The sequence below is a fragment of the Pseudovibrio flavus genome (assembly GCF_009711345.1).
In the GTDB taxonomy this organism is placed as follows: domain Bacteria; phylum Pseudomonadota; class Alphaproteobacteria; order Rhizobiales; family Stappiaceae; genus Pseudovibrio; species Pseudovibrio flavus.
This window is the reverse complement of sequence record NZ_SMMA01000062.1, coordinates 175,665-194,382: the sequence shown is the minus strand read 5'-3', so window position 1 is coordinate 194,382 and position 18,718 is coordinate 175,665. Positions and strand designations below refer to the sequence as shown.

At 53.9% G+C, this 18,718-nt stretch carries 15 protein-coding genes, 1 pseudogene and 1 riboswitch; of the genes and pseudogenes, 8 read left to right on the top strand and 8 right to left on the bottom strand.

Translation table 11 applies throughout. The annotated features are described in order from the left end of the window. Nucleotides 1-14 precede the first annotated feature (14 nt). A complete protein-coding gene (odhB, locus tag E1162_RS11320) occupies nucleotides 15-1,547 on the top strand; it encodes a 2-oxoglutarate dehydrogenase complex dihydrolipoyllysine-residue succinyltransferase (RefSeq protein WP_155130986.1) in 1,533 nt (510 codons plus the stop codon). 83 nt (nucleotides 1,548-1,630) lie between these two features. After that, on the top strand, nucleotides 1,631-3,034 hold the full coding sequence (gene lpdA / locus E1162_RS11315) for a dihydrolipoyl dehydrogenase (protein WP_155130748.1): 1,404 nt from the start codon (nucleotides 1,631-1,633) through the stop codon (nucleotides 3,032-3,034). 96 nt (nucleotides 3,035-3,130) lie between these two features. Here the strand turns inward: lpdA and thiE are convergent, their stop codons facing one another. From thiE to fsa, 5 genes are all read right to left on the bottom strand, one after another. After that, on the bottom strand, nucleotides 3,131-3,763 hold the full coding sequence (gene thiE, locus E1162_RS11310; protein ID WP_155130746.1) for a thiamine phosphate synthase: 633 nt from the start codon (nucleotides 3,761-3,763) through the stop codon (nucleotides 3,131-3,133). After that, complete coding sequence (gene thiM, locus E1162_RS11305) at nucleotides 3,764-4,564, bottom strand: hydroxyethylthiazole kinase (RefSeq protein ID WP_155130744.1); 801 nt, start codon at nucleotides 4,562-4,564, stop codon at nucleotides 3,764-3,766. A 50-nt stretch (nucleotides 4,565-4,614) separates the two neighbouring features. Next, nucleotides 4,615-4,726: riboswitch (TPP riboswitch) on the bottom strand. 43 nt (nucleotides 4,727-4,769) lie between these two features. Continuing rightward, entirely contained in the window at nucleotides 4,770-5,729 is a 960-nt protein-coding gene (locus tag E1162_RS11300; protein WP_155130742.1) for a tyrosine recombinase XerC, read from the bottom strand. A gap of 69 nt (nucleotides 5,730-5,798) precedes the next feature. Beyond that, on the bottom strand, nucleotides 5,799-6,530 hold the full coding sequence (locus E1162_RS11295) for an endonuclease (protein ID WP_155130983.1): 732 nt from the start codon (nucleotides 6,528-6,530) through the stop codon (nucleotides 5,799-5,801). A gap of 456 nt (nucleotides 6,531-6,986) precedes the next feature. Next, nucleotides 6,987-7,640, bottom strand: coding sequence for a fructose-6-phosphate aldolase (fsa, locus tag E1162_RS11290; protein ID WP_155130740.1), 654 nt, complete (start codon nucleotides 7,638-7,640; stop codon nucleotides 6,987-6,989). A gap of 143 nt (nucleotides 7,641-7,783) precedes the next feature. Between fsa and E1162_RS11285 the strand changes: the two genes are divergently transcribed. The 6 genes and pseudogenes from E1162_RS11285 (at nucleotide 7,784) to E1162_RS11260 (ending at nucleotide 15,158) form a co-directional block, all read left to right on the top strand. After that, nucleotides 7,784-9,997: a primosomal protein N' gene (locus E1162_RS11285; protein ID WP_155130738.1), complete on the top strand. Its 2,214-nt coding sequence runs from the start codon at nucleotides 7,784-7,786 to the stop codon at nucleotides 9,995-9,997. A 211-nt stretch (nucleotides 9,998-10,208) separates the two neighbouring features. After that, nucleotides 10,209-10,769 carry a F0F1 ATP synthase subunit delta gene (locus E1162_RS11280; protein ID WP_371311908.1) on the top strand — a complete coding sequence of 187 codons (561 nt, stop codon included), beginning with the start codon at nucleotides 10,209-10,211 and terminating at the stop codon, nucleotides 10,767-10,769. Next, the gene (gene atpA / locus E1162_RS11275) at nucleotides 10,769-12,298 is read left to right on the top strand and encodes a F0F1 ATP synthase subunit alpha (protein WP_155130734.1); all 1,530 of its coding nucleotides are present in this window, start codon (nucleotides 10,769-10,771) and stop codon (nucleotides 12,296-12,298) included. Before E1162_RS11280 ends, atpA begins: the two co-directional genes overlap by 1 nt. Nucleotides 12,299-12,328: 30 nt before the next feature. Continuing rightward, nucleotides 12,329-13,217: pseudogene (locus E1162_RS11270) on the top strand (F0F1 ATP synthase subunit gamma). A gap of 25 nt (nucleotides 13,218-13,242) precedes the next feature. Next, a complete protein-coding gene (gene atpD / locus E1162_RS11265; RefSeq protein ID WP_155130732.1) occupies nucleotides 13,243-14,670 on the top strand; it encodes a F0F1 ATP synthase subunit beta in 1,428 nt (475 codons plus the stop codon). Between the two features lie 83 nt (nucleotides 14,671-14,753). Then, the gene (locus E1162_RS11260) at nucleotides 14,754-15,158 is read left to right on the top strand and encodes a F0F1 ATP synthase subunit epsilon (protein WP_155130730.1); all 405 of its coding nucleotides are present in this window, start codon (nucleotides 14,754-14,756) and stop codon (nucleotides 15,156-15,158) included. A gap of 145 nt (nucleotides 15,159-15,303) precedes the next feature. Here the strand turns inward: E1162_RS11260 and E1162_RS11255 are convergent, their stop codons facing one another. The 3 genes from E1162_RS11255 to E1162_RS11245 all read right to left on the bottom strand — a co-directional run bounded on the left by E1162_RS11255 (nucleotide 15,304) and on the right by E1162_RS11245 (nucleotide 18,579). Beyond that, entirely contained in the window at nucleotides 15,304-15,513 is a 210-nt protein-coding gene (locus E1162_RS11255) for a hypothetical protein (RefSeq protein ID WP_155130728.1), read from the bottom strand. Between the two features lie 364 nt (nucleotides 15,514-15,877). Further along, entirely contained in the window at nucleotides 15,878-17,518 is a 1,641-nt protein-coding gene (locus E1162_RS11250; RefSeq protein ID WP_155130726.1) for an NTP transferase domain-containing protein, read from the bottom strand. Further along, entirely contained in the window at nucleotides 17,515-18,579 is a 1,065-nt protein-coding gene (locus E1162_RS11245; protein ID WP_155130724.1) for an XdhC family protein, read from the bottom strand. Before E1162_RS11245 ends, E1162_RS11250 begins: the two co-directional genes overlap by 4 nt. Between the last annotated feature and the right edge of the window lie 139 nt (nucleotides 18,580-18,718).

Here is an 18,718-nt window from a genome sequence, read left to right as displayed (position 1 = left end):
GAAGAGACAAAGACATGGCGACGGAAATTCGCGTACCAACGCTGGGGGAATCCGTATCCGAGGCAACGATTGCTCAGTGGTTCAAACAGCCAGGTGAAGCAGTTAACGCCGACGAACCGCTTGTAGAGCTGGAAACCGATAAGGTGACCGTGGAAGTGCCAGCTCCAACTTCCGGTACCCTTGAAGCAATTATTGCTAAAGAAGGTGAAACCGTTGAGGTTGGCGCACTGCTCGGTCAGCTTGCAGAAGGTGCTGTTGCAGCTGCAGCCGCTCCTGCAGCTGCTAAAGAAGAGCCAGCGAAAGCTGAAGAAGCACCAAAGGCTGAAGCTGCTGCGGCAGTTGAAGTTACCGTGCCTTCCGCTGGTGAAAGTGTCACCGAAGCTGAAGTTGGCGAATGGTCCGTAAAAGTGGGCGATGTTGTTAAAGAAGACGACATCCTCGTTGAACTTGAAACCGACAAGGCTGCACAGGAAGTTCCATCTCCTGTTGCTGGTACCGTAATCGAGATTGCCGTTGAAACCGGCGCGACTGTTGAGCCGGGCAACCTGCTTTGCAAAATCGCACCGGGCGCTGGCGCTGCAGTTCCTGCAGCTGCTCCTGCAAAAGCTGCAGCCGCTACACCGGCTCCTGCTGCAAGCGCACCTGCAACCTCTATGCCTCCGGCACCGTCTGCAGCAAAAATGCTGGCAGAAAAAGGCATCGCTGCTGATCAGGTCGCAGGCTCCGGCAAGCGCGGTCAGGTTCTTAAAGGTGATGTGATTGCAGCAGCTGCTGCAGGTATTGCCCAGCAGGCAGCTCCGGCTGCTGCACCTGTTGCAGCTCGTGCACCATCCAACCCGAGCGATGAAGTGCGTGAAGAACGTGTTCGCATGACCAAGCTGCGCCAGACCATCGCGCGCCGCCTGAAAGACGCTCAGAACACTGCGGCTATGCTGACCACTTACAACGAAGTGGACATGAAGCCGATCATGGATCTGCGCAAGCAGTACAAAGACGTCTTCGAGAAAAAGCACGGCGTAAAGCTCGGCTTCATGGGCTTCTTCACCAAGGCTGTGACCCACGCTCTGAAGGAAATCCCTGCAATCAACGCAGAGATCGATGGCACTGACGTGATCTACAAGAACTACGCCCACATTGGTGTAGCTGTAGGTACGCCAAAGGGCCTCGTCGTTCCTGTGGTTCGTGACGCTGACCAGATGTCCATCGCCGAAATCGAAAAAGAAATCGGTCGTCTCGGCGTAATGGCTCGTGATGGCAAACTCGGCATGGCAGAAATGACCGGCGGCACCTTCACCATCTCCAACGGTGGTGTTTATGGTTCCCTGATGTCTTCCCCGATCCTGAACGCACCGCAGTCCGGTATTCTGGGCATGCACAAAATTCAGGAGCGTCCAGTTGCAGTCAACGGTCAGGTTGTTATCCGCCCGATGATGTACTTGGCTCTTTCCTATGACCACCGCATCGTAGACGGCAAGGAAGCCGTAACCTTCCTCGTCCGCGTTAAGGAAAGTCTGGAAGATCCGCAACGTCTGGTGCTGGACCTTTAATCGAAAAAGCTCAGTGCCCGGCATAGCCGGGCACTACTTCTTTATCGCTCGCTGTAGTGACCTAAAAATTCAAGGATTCCGAAATGTCCTACGACCTCATTGTTATCGGCACCGGCCCGGGTGGTTACGTTTGCGCTATCAAAGCTGCACAACTCGGTTTGAAAGTCGCCGTTGTCGAAAAGAACAAGACGTTCGGCGGTACCTGCCTCAACATCGGCTGCATTCCTTCCAAAGCGCTGCTCCATGCCTCTGAAATGTTCGAGCAGGCTAACCACAACTTCGAGAAGCTTGGCATCAAAACCAGCAAGCCGAAGGTGGACTGGAAGGCTATGCAGGCACACAAGGATTCTGTGATCAACGGCAACGTGAGCGGTATCGAATACCTGTTCAAGAAGAACAAGATCGAAGCACACATCGGTCTTGGCCGCGTTCTGGCCGCAGGCAAAGTTGAAGTGCAGGCGGAAGACGGCTCCACCACCATTCTTGAAACCAAGAATATCGTGATCGCCACCGGTTCCGACGTTATGCCGCTGCCGGGTATCGAGATCGACGAGAAGACCATCGTGTCCTCCACCGGCGCTCTTGAGCTGGAAAAAGTACCGTCCCGCCTGTTGGTGGTTGGTGCTGGCGTTATCGGCCTTGAACTTGGCTCCGTTTACGCACGCCTTGGCTCCAAGGTGACCGTGGTTGAGTTTATGGACAAGATCCTCGGCCCAATGGATGCTGACGTTTCCAAGCAATTCCAGCGCATGCTGAAAAAGCAGGGTCTCCAGTTCAAGCTGTCCTCAAAGGTCACTGGCGCAGTGAAAAAGGGCAAGACCCTTGAAGTAACTGTAGAGCCTGCGGCTGGTGAAGCTGCTGCTGAAACCATCGAAACCGATGTGGTTCTCGTTGCAATCGGTCGCCGTCCATATACCTCTGGTCTCGGCCTTGCCGAAGCTGGTGTTGCGCTTGATGATCGCGGCCGTGTTGTCACCGACGCGCACTACAAAACCAACGTTGACGGCATCTACGCCATTGGCGACGTAATCGCGGGTCCAATGCTTGCGCATAAAGCAGAGGACGAAGGCGTAGCGGTTGCTGAAATTCTTGCAGGCCAAGCTGGCCATGTGAACTATGAAGTCATTCCAGGCGTTGTCTACACCGCGCCGGAAGTGGCTTCTGTCGGCAAGACTGAAGAAGAGCTGAAAGCTGCTGGCATCAAGTACAAAGCTGGCAAATTCCCGTTCAGCGCGAACGGCCGCGCAAAGGCTATGCTGGAAACAGACGGCTTTGTGAAGGTTCTGGCGGATGCGGAAACCGACCGCGTTCTGGGCGTTCATATTGTTGGCTTCGGCGCTGGCGAAATGATCCACGAAGCATGCGTACTGATGGAATTCGGCGGATCTTCTGAAGATCTTGGCCGTACCTGCCACGCTCACCCGACTATGTCTGAAGCTGTTAAGGAAGCGGCGCTGGCAACCTTCGCCAAGCCAATTCATATGTAATTGCAAAGCGCACCACTTGTACGCTGGTATAGATAAATTAAAAGCCGCCTCAGGTTTCTGGGGCGGCTTTTTCTTTTTGTATTTTAACTGGACAGCTCAGCTTTTATTGGCCTTCACCAGATTGGCGAGGGCAATTGTTGCCAGCTGAGGGTCTTCTGCTGCACAGATCGCTGAGATGACTGCAACCCCATCCGCACCAGCTTTGATAACGTCAGCTGCATTGGAAAGGTTGATGCCGCCGATACCAACGGTTGGCAGAGGTGTAATTTCCGCGAAGCGGGCAAAGGTCTTCAGGTCCAGATATTCTGCATCGGATTTGCTGCCTGTCGGGTAGCAAGCGCCCATGCCCAGATATTGAACGAGCGTCGGGTCTACCGCCTCGAACTCTTTCTGGTTGGAAACAGAAACGCCGATGATCTTGTCCGGCCCAATCAGCTTGCGAACGGTAGAGGCCGCCATATCATCCTGCCCCACGTGAACACCCTGCGCATCAATTGCCAGAGCCACATCAACGCGGTCATTCACGATAAGCGGAACACCTGCCGGCCGCAGAACTTCCATAAGCCGTTTGCCGAGTTCAATCTGTTCGCGGGTACTTCCCGTTTTATCGCGTAGCTGCACAACAGTTGCGCCATGGGCTACCGCTGTTTCCACGATCTCGACCGGATTTTTACCCGGACAGTCTTGCGGTCCAATCACAAGATAAACGGAAAGATCAAATTGCTGCATTTAGTTCAGCTCCACGCGTGCCAACTCACGAATATTTTGTTGGGTGAGAGTATAGAGGCCGTCGATAATCTCAAGCTGAAGTGTCGCTGGTCCACGGCTCTTATCGGCCGCAAGCTCTCCCACAAGGCCAAGGAATACCATGGCGCTGATCGCAGCAATAAACGGGTCTTCGCATACAGCAAGTGTTGCACCTGTAAGAGCGGTTGCGGTACAGCCAAGGCCTGTCACATAAGGCATCATCTCATGGCCGTTGGAAACGCTTGCAACGCGCTCACCATCGGTGATGAAGTCAGTCGGGCCGGAAACAACAACAACGGCTCCGCTTTCCTTCGCCAGACGCTTAGCGCCGTCCAGTGCGCTTTCCGAGCTTGCTGTGCTGTCAACGCCCTTGCCACCAGCGCCAAGGCCAGCCATTGCCATAATTTCAGAGGCATTGCCGCGAATAACAGAAGGTTTATTCTCCAAAAGCTCTTTTGCAAGCTGAGTGCGGAAGCTCAGCGCACCAACTGCCACCGGGTCCAATACCCAAGGGCGGCCAGCGCTGTGAGCGGCAGCGGTTGCCAGTTTCATCGCCTCTGCTTGTGCAGGGGTTACGGTGCCAACGTTCACCACCAAAGCTCCCGCAACGCTTGCCAGTTCTGGCGCTTCCACAGGGCCGTCCACCATGGCAGGGGACGCACCAATTGTGAGCAGTGCGTTGGCTGTGTTGTTGGCAACAACGATGTTGGTCATATTGTGAACGAGTGGGCTTTGCGCGCGAATGGCACCAAGGGTCTCGCAGACGGAAGTCAGCAGAGTCATATTCGTATCCGTTTTTCGCAAAGGAAAGCGGCGCATACGCTAAACGATATGCATTGTGACTGTGATCGCTCCCTTCGCTGGCATTATCCAGAGCAGGTTCATCGGGTATAATCTCAGCCGCATCACTCAATCTATGATGGCGCGGCACCCCGTGTCACAACAGTGGCAACACTAGAGGGCGTATCGCACCAAATCAAGGGGCGTTTTAGCGTCGTGGGTGGGCCTTGTCGTAGATGGAAAGAAGGTGACCACTGTTCACCTCGGTATAGATCTGCGTACTGGAAAGACTGGCATGGCCCAGCAGCTCTTGAATAGCGCGTAGATCGCCGCCACCTGACAGAAGATGCGTGGCAAAGGAGTGGCGCAGCGCATGCGGTGTTGCGGTGTCCGGCAGGCCAAGAGCACTGCGAATGCGCTGCATGGCAAGCTGGATAAGGCGCGGGTTAAGCTTGCCGCCTCTAACACCAACGAAAAGCGGATCAGATCCCGAAAGCTTGTAGGGACACTGGCGCAGATAGTCCTCCACGGCATCCACCACAACAGGTAGAACCGGAACAAGGCGTTCCTTATTACCTTTACCGCGAATGCGCATGGTCGCTTCACCGGTCTTGGGGCGGGTTTGAAAGGTAAGGTTCAGCGCTTCGGAAATACGAAGGCCGCAACCGTAAAGCAGGGTGAAGACAGCCGCGTTGCGCGCTTCAACCCATGGCGTTTCTTCGAAGTTGAGGTCCTTGCTGATAATCGCTTTAGCGTCTTCAACGCCTACGGGCTTTGGGAGAGAGCGGGGCAGGCGCGGAGTTTTAACTGCCGATGCTCCGGCTGCATTCACCTCACCGCGCCGCTCAAGGAAAGCCAGAAACGAGCGGACGCCCGCAAGGCCGCGTGCCAATGTACGTGTCTGCGCTCCTTCTTTGCGTCGCTGTGCAAGAAAGGCACGGAACTCGATGGGCTTCAGGTCCTTCAGGTCTTTAACCGCAGGAGCGTCACCCAAATAACCGGTCATAAAGCGCAGGAACTGGGTCACATCGCGCTCATAGGCTTGAAGCGTATTTTCGGACAGTCGTCGCTCGGAGCCAAGGTGATTCAGCCAATCCTCGATCGCAGCGCCAAGGCCTGGTTTATGGATGACGAGAATCACGTCGGTATTATCGTATTTGGGTGCCATTGGTTAACAATAGTCTTCAAAAGTCGACGAAGCGTTTACACTTCGTCGAGGGAAACAAAGGGCTGCGACTTAAGAGGTTGGTGCAACAAACGAGTTGCTGTTGCCTTGCTCTTTGATGATGCGGCGGTTACGTTCGATCTCCCAATCAGATGCTGGGTCCGCAATGTGCCAGCTTTCAAACCGCTGTTTTTCTTCGTCACTAAGACCGATGCCGTAGGTTGCTTCCATGTAGAGGTAGGCGCGGGCAATATCGCCGCGAACAGCATCGCTAGGGTCGAAGATGCGCTTGCTACTAGAGACTTTGAAATCGCAGGCGCCGTACACTTTTTCGCCTTCCCAGTCGCCAACACGGTAATTGGAGCGGTCGCCGTTCAGCTCACCAATGGCAGGCACAAGGTTATGGAGGTCGGCTTCCATCGCCGCAAACTGGGCATCAACCTTGGCGCAGCAGCGACGGCCTTTGTAGGCTTTGCCCTTGCTGTTCACGCAAGCATCATCACCCTCCTGCCAGCAGGCACGGGGTGAGCCAAAGCGAGAAGCCGGTACAATGTGTTCCCATTCGATGCGCTTGGAGCGTGAGTTCGCCTTGCGAGGCTCATATCCGCAGCTGTCAGCGTCTACCTGCTTCTTATCGCTGTAAGAGCAGCCACAATAAAACGTTCTGCGGTCTACTTCTTCAAAATAGACCTTCTTCTCCAGAAGGCGCTTGGCAGTCCCGAACTTGAAATCAGGCTGGGCCAGTACAGCTGAGCCGGAGAAAAGCAGAATTAGCACTGCGGAAAAAAAGCGGAAGGTGCGCATCAATCAACACTCGTCGGTTTGGGTTCCAACAGCGTTGACGCAGGAGCATTAACTTTGTGTTAATCAAAGCGGGCTCAGCAGAGAAAAAAGAACAAAACGTGCTCAAACTCAGCAAAAAACCCCGCTAGCGGAGCGGGGTTTTGCCGCTTGCAAGGAGGAGGGAGGGGATCAGCAAGCGAACATTCGAGGGCGTTGAGAGGTTAGGTCAACTTTGGGGCATATTGAGTGCGGCGATGCCATCCCTCGAAATTGTGTATCTGTGCTTAAGAGAATATACGAGTCGCGCCAAATGAAATTGACCAGCATCAAAACACGTTGGTTTTTATAGGTATTGATGCGCAGTGGGGTCAGCGAGGGGCTTACCTATCTATTGCACTAAGGGGAGCTTTATAGGCGCAGCAACAAAAAAAGCGCAGGCCGTAGCCCGCGCTTTTGCGATCAAAATCCCAAAAGGGTTTAGATGATGCTCTGACCGGTTTTTGCCCAGTCAGCCATAAAGGATTCCAGACCCTTTTCAGTCAGCGGATGCTTGACCAGCGCTTTGAGGGTTGCCGGTGGAATGGTTGCAACATCAGCACCAAGCAGCGCACAATCTTTCACGTGGTTTGCGGTACGGATAGAAGCTGCCAGAATTTCGGTCTCGAACATGTAGTTGTCGTAGATCTGACGAATGTCGGAGATAAGGTCCAGGCCGTCGATGTGAATGTCATCAAGACGGCCGATGAACGGAGAAATAAAGGTCGCGCCCGCTTTTGCTGCCAGCAGTGCCTGATTAGCAGAGAAGCACAGAGTAACGTTGGTCTGTGTGCCCTGATCGGAAAGTACACGGCAAGCCTTCAAGCCTTCAAGGGTCAGAGGCAGCTTGATGCAGATGTTGTTTGCAATAGCAGTGAGTTCGCGCGCTTCAGCAAGCATCGCGTCTTTTTCCATAGCAACGACTTCTGCAGAAACAGGGCCATCAACAAGATCGCAGATTTCTGCAATCACTTCTTTCATCGGGCGGCCAGCCTTCATGATAAGAGAAGGGTTAGTGGTTACACCGTCCAACAGGCCAGTTGCTGCTAGCTCTTTAATTTCAGCGGTATCAGCTGTATCGACAAAAAACTTCATTTCGATGTGGCTCCTATATCCACTATGGCCGCTCTGCAAATGATTGAGAGCGAAAACAAGTAGGTCGGTTTAGTCTTTGTTTAGCCTAGACTGTCCCGAATCAACAACATTAATATGGTTCTTTCTTGGGAAGGGCGAGAGACTTGACGCATCAGCGGGATTTTTTTGGTGGGACAACTGACGATGGGCCTCAAGCCGTTGTTCCTGTTCTGGTTCCCGTCGCGGTTAATACAGCCTACTCCTATAAAGTGCCGGAGGGGATGAGCGTTCGTCCGGGCTCTATCGTGCGTGTACCTCTAGGCAATCGCGAAGTTGTTGGAGCTGTGTGGGACGGCCCGATTGATAGCAACGTGAACCCGAAAAAGCTGAAAAGCATCCTGCACGCTTATGAAGCCAAGCCCATCAGTGATGATCTGCGCCGTTTTGTAGATTGGGTTGCCAACTGGACGCTGGGCGCACCGGGTATGGTGCTGCGCATGATCTTGCGCTCCGAAGAAGCATTGGAACCGGAGCCTATGGTGACCGGTTACAGACGTCTGTTCGACGTTGAGCCAGATCGTATGACCACCGCTCGCGAAAAGGTTCTGGAATACCTTGAAGACGGCATGGCGTGGACCAAGGCGGGCCTTGCCGGTGTTGCAGGGGTTAGTGCGTCTGTAGTCGAGGGCCTTTATAAGCAGGGCGTTCTTGAAACGGTGATGATGCCGGCAACGCCGCCATTGCCGGACCCTGACCCGAATAAGAAGGGACGTACCCTCAATGAACACCAGCAGAACGCTGCAGACCGCTTAACCGCCGCCATTGGAAATGGCTTTAAAGCCTTTCTCATCGACGGTGTGACCGGTTCCGGTAAAACGGAAGTCTATTTTGAGGCGATTGCCGAGGCGATGCGGCAGAATAAGCAGGCGCTCGTGCTTGTGCCGGAAATCGCGCTAACAAGTCAGTTTCTAACTCGTTTTGAAGAGCGCTTTGGGGCTCGTCCCGCCGAATGGCACTCGCAGGTTCCAGCTAAACGCCGCGAGCGTACATGGCGTGGTGTCGCCAATGGCGAAGTAAAAGTCGTGGTGGGTGCTCGCTCTTCCCTTTTCCTTCCCTTTAAGGATCTAGGGCTGATCGTGGTCGACGAAGAACACGACGGCGCATACAAACAAGATGACCGCGTCCCTTATAACGCCCGCGATATGGCGGTCGTGCGCGGACATATCTCCAAGTTCCCTGTGGTGCTTGCCAGCGCGACACCTTCCGTAGAAAGTCAGGTGAACGTTCATTCCGGCCGATACGAAATGCTGCGCCTTCCTGCCCGTGCTTCTGGCGCCGAAATGCCGACCATTAAAAGTGTCGACATGCGTACAGAGGGGCCTGAACGAGGCAGTTGGCTTGCCCCGCAGCTTGTACAGGAAATGGCAACCGCGCTGGGCAACGGCAACCAGTCTCTTCTCTTCTTGAACCGGCGTGGCTATGCGCCGTTGACGCTCTGCCGTACCTGCGGCCATCGCTTCCACTGTGAGAACTGTTCCGCGTGGCTTGTGGAGCACCGCTTCAAGGGTAAGCTCGTTTGTCATCACTGCGGCTATAGCCAGCCTGTACCCCATAAATGCCCAGAGTGCGAGAAGCCGGATACGCTCGTGGCCTGTGGTCCGGGCGTGGAGCGGATCGGTGAGGAAGTCAGCAGCCTGTTCCCTGAAGCACGCGTTCTTGTGTTGTCATCGGACCTTCCTGGCGGCATGGAACGCGTCAAACGCGAGATGAAGCTGGTCGAGGAAGGCGAGGTCGATATCGTCATCGGCACACAGCTCGTTGCCAAAGGCCACAACTTTCCCCTGATGACTTTGGTGGGCATTATTGATGCCGATCTCGGGTTATCCAACGGAGATCCACGCGCTGGCGAGAGAACATTTCAACTATTAGCGCAGGTAACCGGTCGTGCGGGCCGTATTCACGGCAAGGGACTCGGCATTTTGCAGAGCTACGCGCCCGAGCAACCGGTTATCCAAGCACTTTTAAGTGGAAATCCTGATGAATTTTACCATGCAGAAATCGAGTCGCGCCAAAGGGCCGGACTTCCGCCATTTGGTCGCCTTGCTGCATTGATAATATCGGGGACAGACCGTGGAGAAACAGAATCCTATGCAAAATGCCTCATAGGCATATTGCCGCTTCTCGATGGCGTGACAGTGCTGGGACCGGCAGAAGCAGCGCTCGCGTTGGTGCGTGGGCGCTATCGTTTTCGTTTGCTCGTGATGGCAGGTAGAGCCTTTGATTTGCAGGGTTTTATACGCAATTGGCTGTCACAAGCGCCGAATCCCAAGGGCGGAATTCGACTACAAGTTGACATAGATCCGCAAAATTTCTTCTAACTTGTCTGTATAAATGCGGAGTTTCCCGCCTAAAAGGAATACCTAGCTTGTATTGCAAGGCTGTGATGGCTGTGCTATGCGGTTCGCGGCTTATTGGGCAAATCAATCCTGTTTTGTCCTGGTAACTGAATAAAGTGCGCCTTTTCAAGGCGTTGGAAATCGGGCAATTTTTGTTTTCCAACCTTTGAGCGCGCAGGAGAGCACGGATCCAGTGACTGACAACGTATCTCTCATTTCTGGCGTGGCCCTACGTTACGCTTCAGCTCTTCTAGACCTTGCCGAGGAGCAGGGTAAGACCGCTGAAGTGGAAAAGGGTCTCGATCAATTTGAAGCGCTGATCAACGAAAGCGCTGATCTCGGCCGTCTCATTAAGAGCCCGGTTTACAGCGCAGATGCGCAGACGAAAGCGCTAGATATCATTTTGGAAAAGGCCGGTATCTCTGGCCTGACCGCTAATTTTGTGAAGTTGGTAGCCCAAAATCGGCGCCTCTTCGCCGTTCCAGGTATGATCGCCGCATTCCGTTCCCTACTTGCCGCTAAACGCGGTGAAGCGACCGCTGAAGTTACTTCAGTGGCGGAACTGAGTGCTGAGCATACCGCTGCCCTTCAGGAAGCGCTTAATGCTTCTACGGGCAAGAACGTTAAGATTGCAGTGAAAGTGGATCCTTCCATTCTCGGTGGTCTCATTGTCAAGCTTGGCAGTAAGATGATCGATACTTCGCTGCGTACCAAGCTCAACTCTCTTAAGTTCGCGATGAAAGAGGTCGGCTGATGGACATTCGGGCCGCGGAAATTTCCGCAATCCTCAAAGACCAGATCAAGAACTTCGGCCAGGAAGCTGAAGTGACTGAAGTTGGTCAAGTTCTTTCCGTAGGTGACGGTATTGCCCGCGTTTACGGTTTGGACAACGTTCAGGCAGGTGAAATGGTCGAATTCCCGGGTGGTATCCGGGGTATGGCTCTTAACCTTGAATCTGACAACGTTGGTGTCGTTATTTTTGGTAGCGACCGTGACATTAAAGAAGGCGACACGGTTAAGCGTACAGGCGCTATCGTGGAAGTGCCGGTTGGTAAAGGTCTCCTTGGCCGCGTGGTTGACCCACTGGGTAACCCGATTGACGGTAAAGGTCCGATCGAGGCAACCGAGCGCCGCCGCGTTGACGTGAAGGCACCTGGCATTCTGCCACGTAAGTCCGTTCATGAACCAATGTCTACCGGCCTTAAGGCTATCGACGCACTGATTCCGATCGGTCGTGGACAGCGCGAGCTGGTTATTGGTGACCGTCAGACCGGTAAAACCGCCATCATCCTCGACACCTTCCTCAACCAGAAGCCTCTTCACGCTTCTGACGATGAGCACGACAAGCTCTACTGCATCTACGTAGCAGTAGGCCAGAAGCGCTCTACCGTCGCACAGTTCGTGAAAGCTCTGGAAGACGCTGGTGCTCTCGAGTACTCCATCGTTGTTGCTGCAACGGCTTCCGATCCTGCACCACTGCAGTATCTGGCTCCGTTCTCCGGCACCACCATGGGCGAATTCTTCCGCGATAACTCCATGCACGCTGTGATCGGTTATGATGACCTTTCCAAGCAGGCTGTTGCTTATCGTCAGATGTCCCTGCTGCTCCGCCGTCCACCAGGACGTGAAGCATACCCAGGTGACGTTTTCTACCTGCACTCCCGTCTGCTGGAACGTTCTGCAAAGCTGAACGAAGAGCACGGTAAAGGTTCCCTGACCGCTCTGCCGGTTATTGAAACCCAGGGTAACGACGTGTCGGCATTTATTCCGACCAACGTTATCTCCATTACCGATGGCCAGATCTTCCTTGAAACCGACCTGTTCTTCCAGGGTATCCGCCCTGCAGTGAACGTTGGTCTGTCGGTTTCCCGCGTAGGTTCTTCCGCGCAGATCAAGGCGATGAAGCAGGTTGCTGGTCCTATTAAGGGTGAGCTGGCGCAGTACCGCGAAATGGCGGCATTTGCTCAGTTCGGTTCTGACCTGGACGCAACCACTCAGAAGCTTCTGAACCGTGGTGCTCGCCTGACTGAACTGCTCAAGCAGCCTCAGTTCTCGCCTCTGAAAACCGAAGAGCAGGTTGCTGTTATCTTCGCAGGCGTGAACGGTTACCTGGACGGCCGTCCGGTAGATGCTGTTCGTGAATTCGAAGCTGGCCTGTTGCGCTTCCTGCGTGCAGACCATGCAGATCTTCTCGCAGCTATCTGGGAGAAGAAGGCACTCGACGCCGATTTGACGGAAAAGCTGAAAGCTGCTCTGGACGCATTCGTCAAGACTCTCGGTTAAACGAAGCAACGGTAAGGAACGGGGGCGCCCATGGCGAGCCTTAAGGACCTAAAAAACCGCATCGCTTCGGTCAAAGCGACGCAGAAAATCACCAAGGCCATGCAAATGGTGGCCGCGGCGAAACTGCGTCGTGCTCAGGAAGCCGCTGAATCCGCACGTCCCTATGCTGATCGCATGGGGACAGTGCTGGGTAACCTGGCTGCTGGGTTCGAAGGTCGTGACGATGCGCCGAAGCTGATGACGGGTACAGGCCGGGACCAGATTCATCTGCTCCTCGTCTGCACAGCAGAGCGTGGTCTCTGCGGTGGTTTCAACTCGTCCATCGCTAAACTGGCACGCGAGCATGCAAAGCGTCTTCTCGCTGAAGGTAAACGAGTCAAAATCGTTACAGTTGGCAAGAAGGGCTATGACGCGCTCAAGCGTGACATGGGTCAGTATGTAATTGAAAAAATCGAGCTGCGTGGCCTGAAGTCTATTGAGTTCAGCGATACCAAGGCAATTGGCGATCTCGTCATCAACTTGTTCAACGATGAGCAGTTTGACGTTTGCACATTGTTCTTTGCGCAGTTCCAGTCCGTAATCAGCCAGGTTCCGACTGCCAAGCAGCTTATTCCAGCAAGCTTCCCTGAAAGTGGAAGCGAGCGAAGAAGCAGCTGGTGGAAGTGCACTGTACGAATACGAACCGAACGAACAGGAGATGCTTGAAGATCTTCTGCCTCGTAACATCGCGGTTCAGATCTACAGCGCAATTCTGGAGAATGCGGCCTCTGAACAGGGTGCACGTATGTCCGCTATGGACAACGCGACCCGCAACGCAGGCGAGATGATCGACAAACTGACGATCACCTATAACCGTCAGCGTCAGGCTCAGATTACGACTGAACTGATCGAAATTATTGCAGGCGCGGAAGCGCTCTGACCGAGTTGAAACGAGGATTTTAGTGATGGCTGACACACAAGTCGGACGGATCACGCAGGTTATTGGCGCGGTTGTTGACGTGCACTTTGACGGCGAACTGCCTGCGATCCTGAACGCTCTGGAAACTGACAACGGCGGTAACCGTCTGGTTCTCGAAGTTGCTCAGCACCTGGGCGAAAACGAAGTACGTACAATCGCTATGGACGGTACCGAAGGTCTCGTCCGTGGTCAGGAAGTTAAAGACACCGGCGAACCAATCGTCGTTCCAGTAGGTGACGGTACTCTTGGCCGTATCATGAACGTAATCGGCGAGCCAGTTGACGAAGCTGGTCCGATTGTTCACGAAACCACCCGCGCTATCCACCAGGAAGCTCCTTCCTTCATGGAACAGTCCACTGAAGCGGAAATTCTGGTAACCGGTATTAAGGTTGTTGACCTTATCGCTCCTTACGCAAAGGGTGGTAAGATCGGCCTGTTCGGCGGTGCTGGCGTTGGTAAAACCGTTCTCATCATGGAACTCATCAACAACGTTGCGAAAGCACACGGCGGTTACTCCGTATTCGCAGGCGTTGGTGAGCGTACCCGTGAAGGTAACGATCTTTACTGGGAAATGATCGAATCTGGCGTTAACAAAGAAGCTGGTAAGGGCGAAGGCTCTAAAGCTGCACTTGTTTACGGTCAGATGAACGAACCTCCAGGGGCACGTGCTCGTGTTGCTCTCACCGGTCTGACCGTTGCTGAGCACTTCCGTGACCAGGGTCAGGACGTTCTGTTCTTCGTGGACAACATCTTCCGCTTTACCCAGGCAGGTTCCGAAGTGTCCGCACTTCTCGGCCGTATTCCTTCTGCAGTGGGCTACCAGCCTACTCTCGCAACCGACATGGGCGCGATGCAGGAGCGTATTACGACCACTACTAAGGGTTCCATTACATCTGTTCAGGCCGTTTACGTTCCTGCGGATGACTTGACCGACCCTGCACCTGCTTCCACCTTCGCTCACTTGGACGCGACCACCGTTCTTAACCGCTCTATCGCGGAAAAGGGTATTTACCCTGCAGTGGATCCGCTGGATTCCAACTCTCGTATGCTTGATCCACGTATCGTTGGTGAAGAGCACTACGGTGTTGCAACCGCGGTTCAGGAAACTCTGCAGCGTTATAAGTCCCTGCAGGACATCATCGCGATTCTCGGTATGGACGAGCTGTCTGAAGAAGATAAGCTGGTTGTGGCACGTGCTCGTAAGATCGAGCGCTTCCTGTCCCAGCCGTTCTTCGTGGCAGAAGTGTTCACCGGTTCTCCTGGTAAGCTTGTTGCTCTTGAAGACACCATTAAGGGCTTCAAGGGTCTGGTTAACGGTGACTACGATCACCTTCCAGAAGCTGCTTTCTACATGGTTGGTTCTATTGAAGAAGCAATCGAGAAAGCTGCGAAACTGGCTGCGGACGCTGCTTAATTCTGGCCTTCGGGCTGAGACGCGACTTGGTTCGGCGGCCCTTTAGGGGCGCCGGCCAGCGAGACGGACAGAGGAAGAGCTAAATGGCTGGAACATTTCAGTTTGAGCTGGTCTCACCGGAACGCCTTCTGCTTTCCGCAGTGGTGACAGATGTTGTCATCCCGGGAACCGAAGGTCAGTTTGGTGTTGGCGCTGGCCACTCGCCGTTTCTGTCAACCATGCGTCCAGGTGTTGTAAAAGCAACCGAGGAAAATGGTGACACGCATGAGTACTTCGTGCGTGGTGGTTTTGCAGACGTATCCACGTCGGGCATGACTGTTCTGGCGGAACAGGCGATTCCGATGGCTGAAATCGATGCGGCTTACATTGCTCAGCAGATCAAAAATGCTGAAGAAGATGTAGCTGACGCCGAAGATGACATCACAAAGCAGAAAGCATCTTTGATCCTTTCGCAGCTTCGCGAAGTCGAGGCAGCGATCGCCGCTTAAGGGTGGCACGATCAAGCTTAAAGATGAAAAAAGCCTCGGTCACGACCGAGGCTTTTTTATTGTCTGCGCCAAGCAGGCAGACCTGCAAATGATAAGGCCCCCAAGAATACTCATGGGAGCCTGAAGTCGAATCGACAGTTGCTGATTAAGCGGCGATTCGTTTAGCTGCGTTGTTTGCTGCACGAGCCTGTTCTGCGCGCGCTTTACGCTGCTCAGGGGTCTCGTAAACAATCGCTGCGTGGTACTCGCAGTAAGAGCCATCACCACGTGGGTTCTTGCATGGGAAAGTGTAGTTTCCGCTTTCGCCTTCAGCCCATTTGCACTGCGTTGTGCTTGGAAGATTGATACCGGACATTTCTTTTGCCTTCTTTTTTATCGGTCAGGCGAGTTTTTTGGTTATCGTTTGCTACATGCGCCAAGCCAAAAACAAGGCTGCATGCCGGGGGAAACGCTCGCAATTGTTTTAAGAGAACATCGGCCTCTTATACTTGCGCCACATCCCGTCGCGCCAGCCGACCAACAAACCTTATCTGACAGATTTTGGAATTTCTAGAGGAATGGGCTACGTATGCCTACGTACTGCGGCAATTTGAGACCCAAAATCAAGAGAACAATTAATTTAACTACATATAATCAGCTAGTTATCCAAGCAGATAAAATTCACTCTTCAGTAAAATATTAGCAACGCATGTCGCTTTCACCCGAAAGGCTAAGGGAAACTAGCTCTTTTGGCGGGAATAGTGTCCAAGCTCTCCACCAATACGTTCAAGTTTGGTTTGGTCATCAAGGTCGATTCGAGCAGCTTCCCCGATTTCAACTTGGTAAACTTGATCGCGGTTGCTCTGGATAAGGGCCTTACCGCCGATGTCGCCGGTAAGCTGTGTGAGTTCGCCAAAGTAACGCGCATCCCACAAAACCGGATTACCCCGCTTGCCACCGAACGAAGAGACGCCAATCAGGCAGTCACTGTCGGGCTCATAGTGGTTGATGAGCTGGTCAATATGCTCGCCCGAGACGTGGGGCATATCGGCCAGCAGAACCACAGCTGCTGCGTATCTCTGGTCAAGGATGTGTTTAACGCCAGCAACGATGGAGGTGGACATGCCCTCAGCAAAAGATGGGTTGTCGATAAAGGTGATGGGAAGCCCGTCCAGAGCTTCTTTGACTTCTTGCTCCATGTGTCCTGTAACAACGAAAAGCCTACTAAGGCCGCTTCCTAGTGCGTTCTCAGCCACACGGCGGACGAGGGGAATGCCGTCAACGCGGGCAAGCAGTTTGTTATGCGGTGCCATGCGCGTGGATTTGCCTGCAGCAAGCAGAAGGCCTGCAATATTGTGCTGCGGCTCGTAGGGTAGATCGGTGTTGGTTTCACGCGGCTGGGGCCTGCTATGAATCTCCTTTAGAAGACCGCCAACACCCATGCCCATAAGGTCACGACTGCTGACGGGTATGTTCGCCAGAAGCCTATCAAGCACCCAGTCAAAACCATTTTCCTGAGCAGAGCGGGCACAGCCCGGAGCGCCAATAACAAACTTTCCAGAAAGGTTGCCCAGTACCAACAGATTGCCGGGGTCCACGGGCATGCCAAAATGCTCAACTGCACCGCCAGCATCTATAATAGCGGCAGGGATGACGTCGTTCACGTCTACAACAGCAGATGCGCCGAAAACGATCACCAGATCGCATTCTGGTTGGCTGTCAACGTCGGCGAGAGCTTCTCTCAAAGCCCCCTGATCATGTGCGCATTGCACCTCCCAAGCCACACTAGAGCCGGAAGGTGCAAGACGCTCTTCTAGCACCTTGCGGGTTTTGCTGAGGACAGAGGGTTTGGTCTGCGGCAATACCGTAAACACCAGTCCGATGCGCTTGGCAGAAAACGGCGCGACCTTTATCGCGCCCCGCACAGCATCTTCCACCTTCGCAAGGTCGCTGCCTTTTGCTGCAAGAGGAATAATCTTGGCTGTCGCGATCATCCGCCCGTTCAGAACCTTTTCGAAATCCGGCAGGGTCGCGATTGTAATATCCTGCGATATGCTATTGGCGCTGTTGATCTTGTCCGCATCAATGCGCAGCAATCCGGCTTGGTCTGCATATAGGTTCATGCGCCCCGTAAAGGCGGGCAGGGTATGTGTTTCGTCGCCACGTGCAGCTTTGGCTACCCTCGTTGCAGCTTGGTCTTCGTGAACATCACCCTTTTCAAGCTTCAGCGCGGTAACCTTTGTGACTGATTGGGCGGCAAGGTTGGCGATGTCATCTGCGGTTAGGTGATGTCCCTTCTTCAATGTGAGATCACCGGCCTTCAATGTATGGGCCAGATAGCAGCCTTCAGCATCTTCAAGAGCAAAACCCGCGTAAATCATGGCGCCTCTGCTCTCTTGGGCTCAGGTTTTGGGCCGCGAAGCGCTAGAATAATCTCGGCAAGAACAGATACGGCAATCTCAGCAGGATTGGCCGCACCGATGTTCACACCAATGGGAGCGTGAATGCGCGCGAGCTGTTTTGGTGTAACGCCCGCCTTTTCAAGCCGCTCGCATCTGCTGGCATGGGTTTTCCGGCTACCCAACGCACCGATATAAAAACAGTCAGATTGTAACGCAGAGATAAGTGCGTAGTCGTCAATCTTGGGATCATGCGTCAGCGCAATCACCGCGCAGTAAGGGTCAAGTGACAGGTTCTTGAAAACATCTTCTGGCCACTCTGCTTTGAGCTGGGTGTCAGGAAAACGTTCCGGCGTTGCAAAGGCTGTGCGCGGGTCAATAACCATCATGTCAAAGCCTGTTGCGCCGACCATCGGCACAAGAGCCTGTGTGATATGAACCGCCCCGATAACAACAAGCTGAGGCTTTGGAATGCGAACGGTCAGGAAGAACTCATGCCCGCTTTCCGTTTTCACGCTGCCCGACTTGCCGCTCACGAACCGCTTGGTAAGTTCATCGGCAATTGTCGGGTATGAGGCCTCGCTCGGGCTATAGACCAGTTGCGCTGAAGAACCATTCACGGACGATATAATCGCTGCGGCTTTACGCTCCCTTTGCGCAGCTGCCAATCCTTCTATGGCCGACGCCAGCGACGGTGAGGAAAGCGGTTCGATGCGCACACCAATACGCCCACCACAGGAAAGCCCCACCCGCCATGCCGTCTCATCCGCAACGCCAAATTCAACAAAGGCGACAGCTTCGCGCTCGATAACGTCTAGGGCCTCGGTGATGACGGCAGCCTCAACACAGCCACCCGATACCGAGCCTTCAAAATTACCTTGATCGTCAATGAGAAGGTGAGAGCCCACTGGCCGCGGAGCAGAACCCCATGTGTGGGTGACAGTCGCCAAGGCGGCGCGGCGACCTTGGCTTAGCCAGTCGACAGCAATATCCAGGACATCAAGTGTGTCAGTGGGTTTGGAAATGCTGTCCATGTTCGTCATCCGTCGCCCCCGCTCGGTCGCCAGTTTTTGGCTGAAGGCTAAGGATATCGGTATAAATGCTCAGGATGCAACGTGCGGACATAAAAAAGATGCGCGGCCAGAGTGACCGCGCATCTTGAATTTTCAGAGGCTCAGGAGC

Excerpts from the sequence above, each read along its gene's own strand:
- odhB (WP_155130986.1), top strand. The coding sequence starts at position 15 with ATGGCGACGGAAATTCGCGTACCAACGCTGGGGGAATCCGTATCCGAG.
- lpdA (WP_155130748.1), top strand. The coding sequence starts at position 1,631 with ATGTCCTACGACCTCATTGTTATCGGCACCGGCCCGGGTGGTTACGTT.
- thiE (WP_155130746.1), bottom strand. The coding sequence starts at position 3,763 with ATGCAGCAATTTGATCTTTCCGTTTATCTTGTGATTGGACCGCAAGAC.
- thiM (WP_155130744.1), bottom strand. The coding sequence starts at position 4,564 with ATGACTCTGCTGACTTCCGTCTGCGAGACCCTTGGTGCCATTCGCGCG.
- E1162_RS11300 (WP_155130742.1), bottom strand. The coding sequence starts at position 5,729 with ATGGCACCCAAATACGATAATACCGACGTGATTCTCGTCATCCATAAA.
- E1162_RS11295 (WP_155130983.1), bottom strand. The coding sequence starts at position 6,530 with ATGCGCACCTTCCGCTTTTTTTCCGCAGTGCTAATTCTGCTTTTCTCC.
- fsa (WP_155130740.1), bottom strand. The coding sequence starts at position 7,640 with ATGAAGTTTTTTGTCGATACAGCTGATACCGCTGAAATTAAAGAGCTA.
- atpA (WP_155130734.1), top strand. The coding sequence starts at position 10,769 with ATGGACATTCGGGCCGCGGAAATTTCCGCAATCCTCAAAGACCAGATC.
- atpD (WP_155130732.1), top strand. The coding sequence starts at position 13,243 with ATGGCTGACACACAAGTCGGACGGATCACGCAGGTTATTGGCGCGGTT.
- E1162_RS11260 (WP_155130730.1), top strand. The coding sequence starts at position 14,754 with ATGGCTGGAACATTTCAGTTTGAGCTGGTCTCACCGGAACGCCTTCTG.
- E1162_RS11255 (WP_155130728.1), bottom strand. The coding sequence starts at position 15,513 with ATGTCCGGTATCAATCTTCCAAGCACAACGCAGTGCAAATGGGCTGAA.
- E1162_RS11250 (WP_155130726.1), bottom strand. The coding sequence starts at position 17,518 with ATGATTTACGCGGGTTTTGCTCTTGAAGATGCTGAAGGCTGCTATCTG.
- E1162_RS11245 (WP_155130724.1), bottom strand. The coding sequence starts at position 18,579 with ATGACGAACATGGACAGCATTTCCAAACCCACTGACACACTTGATGTC.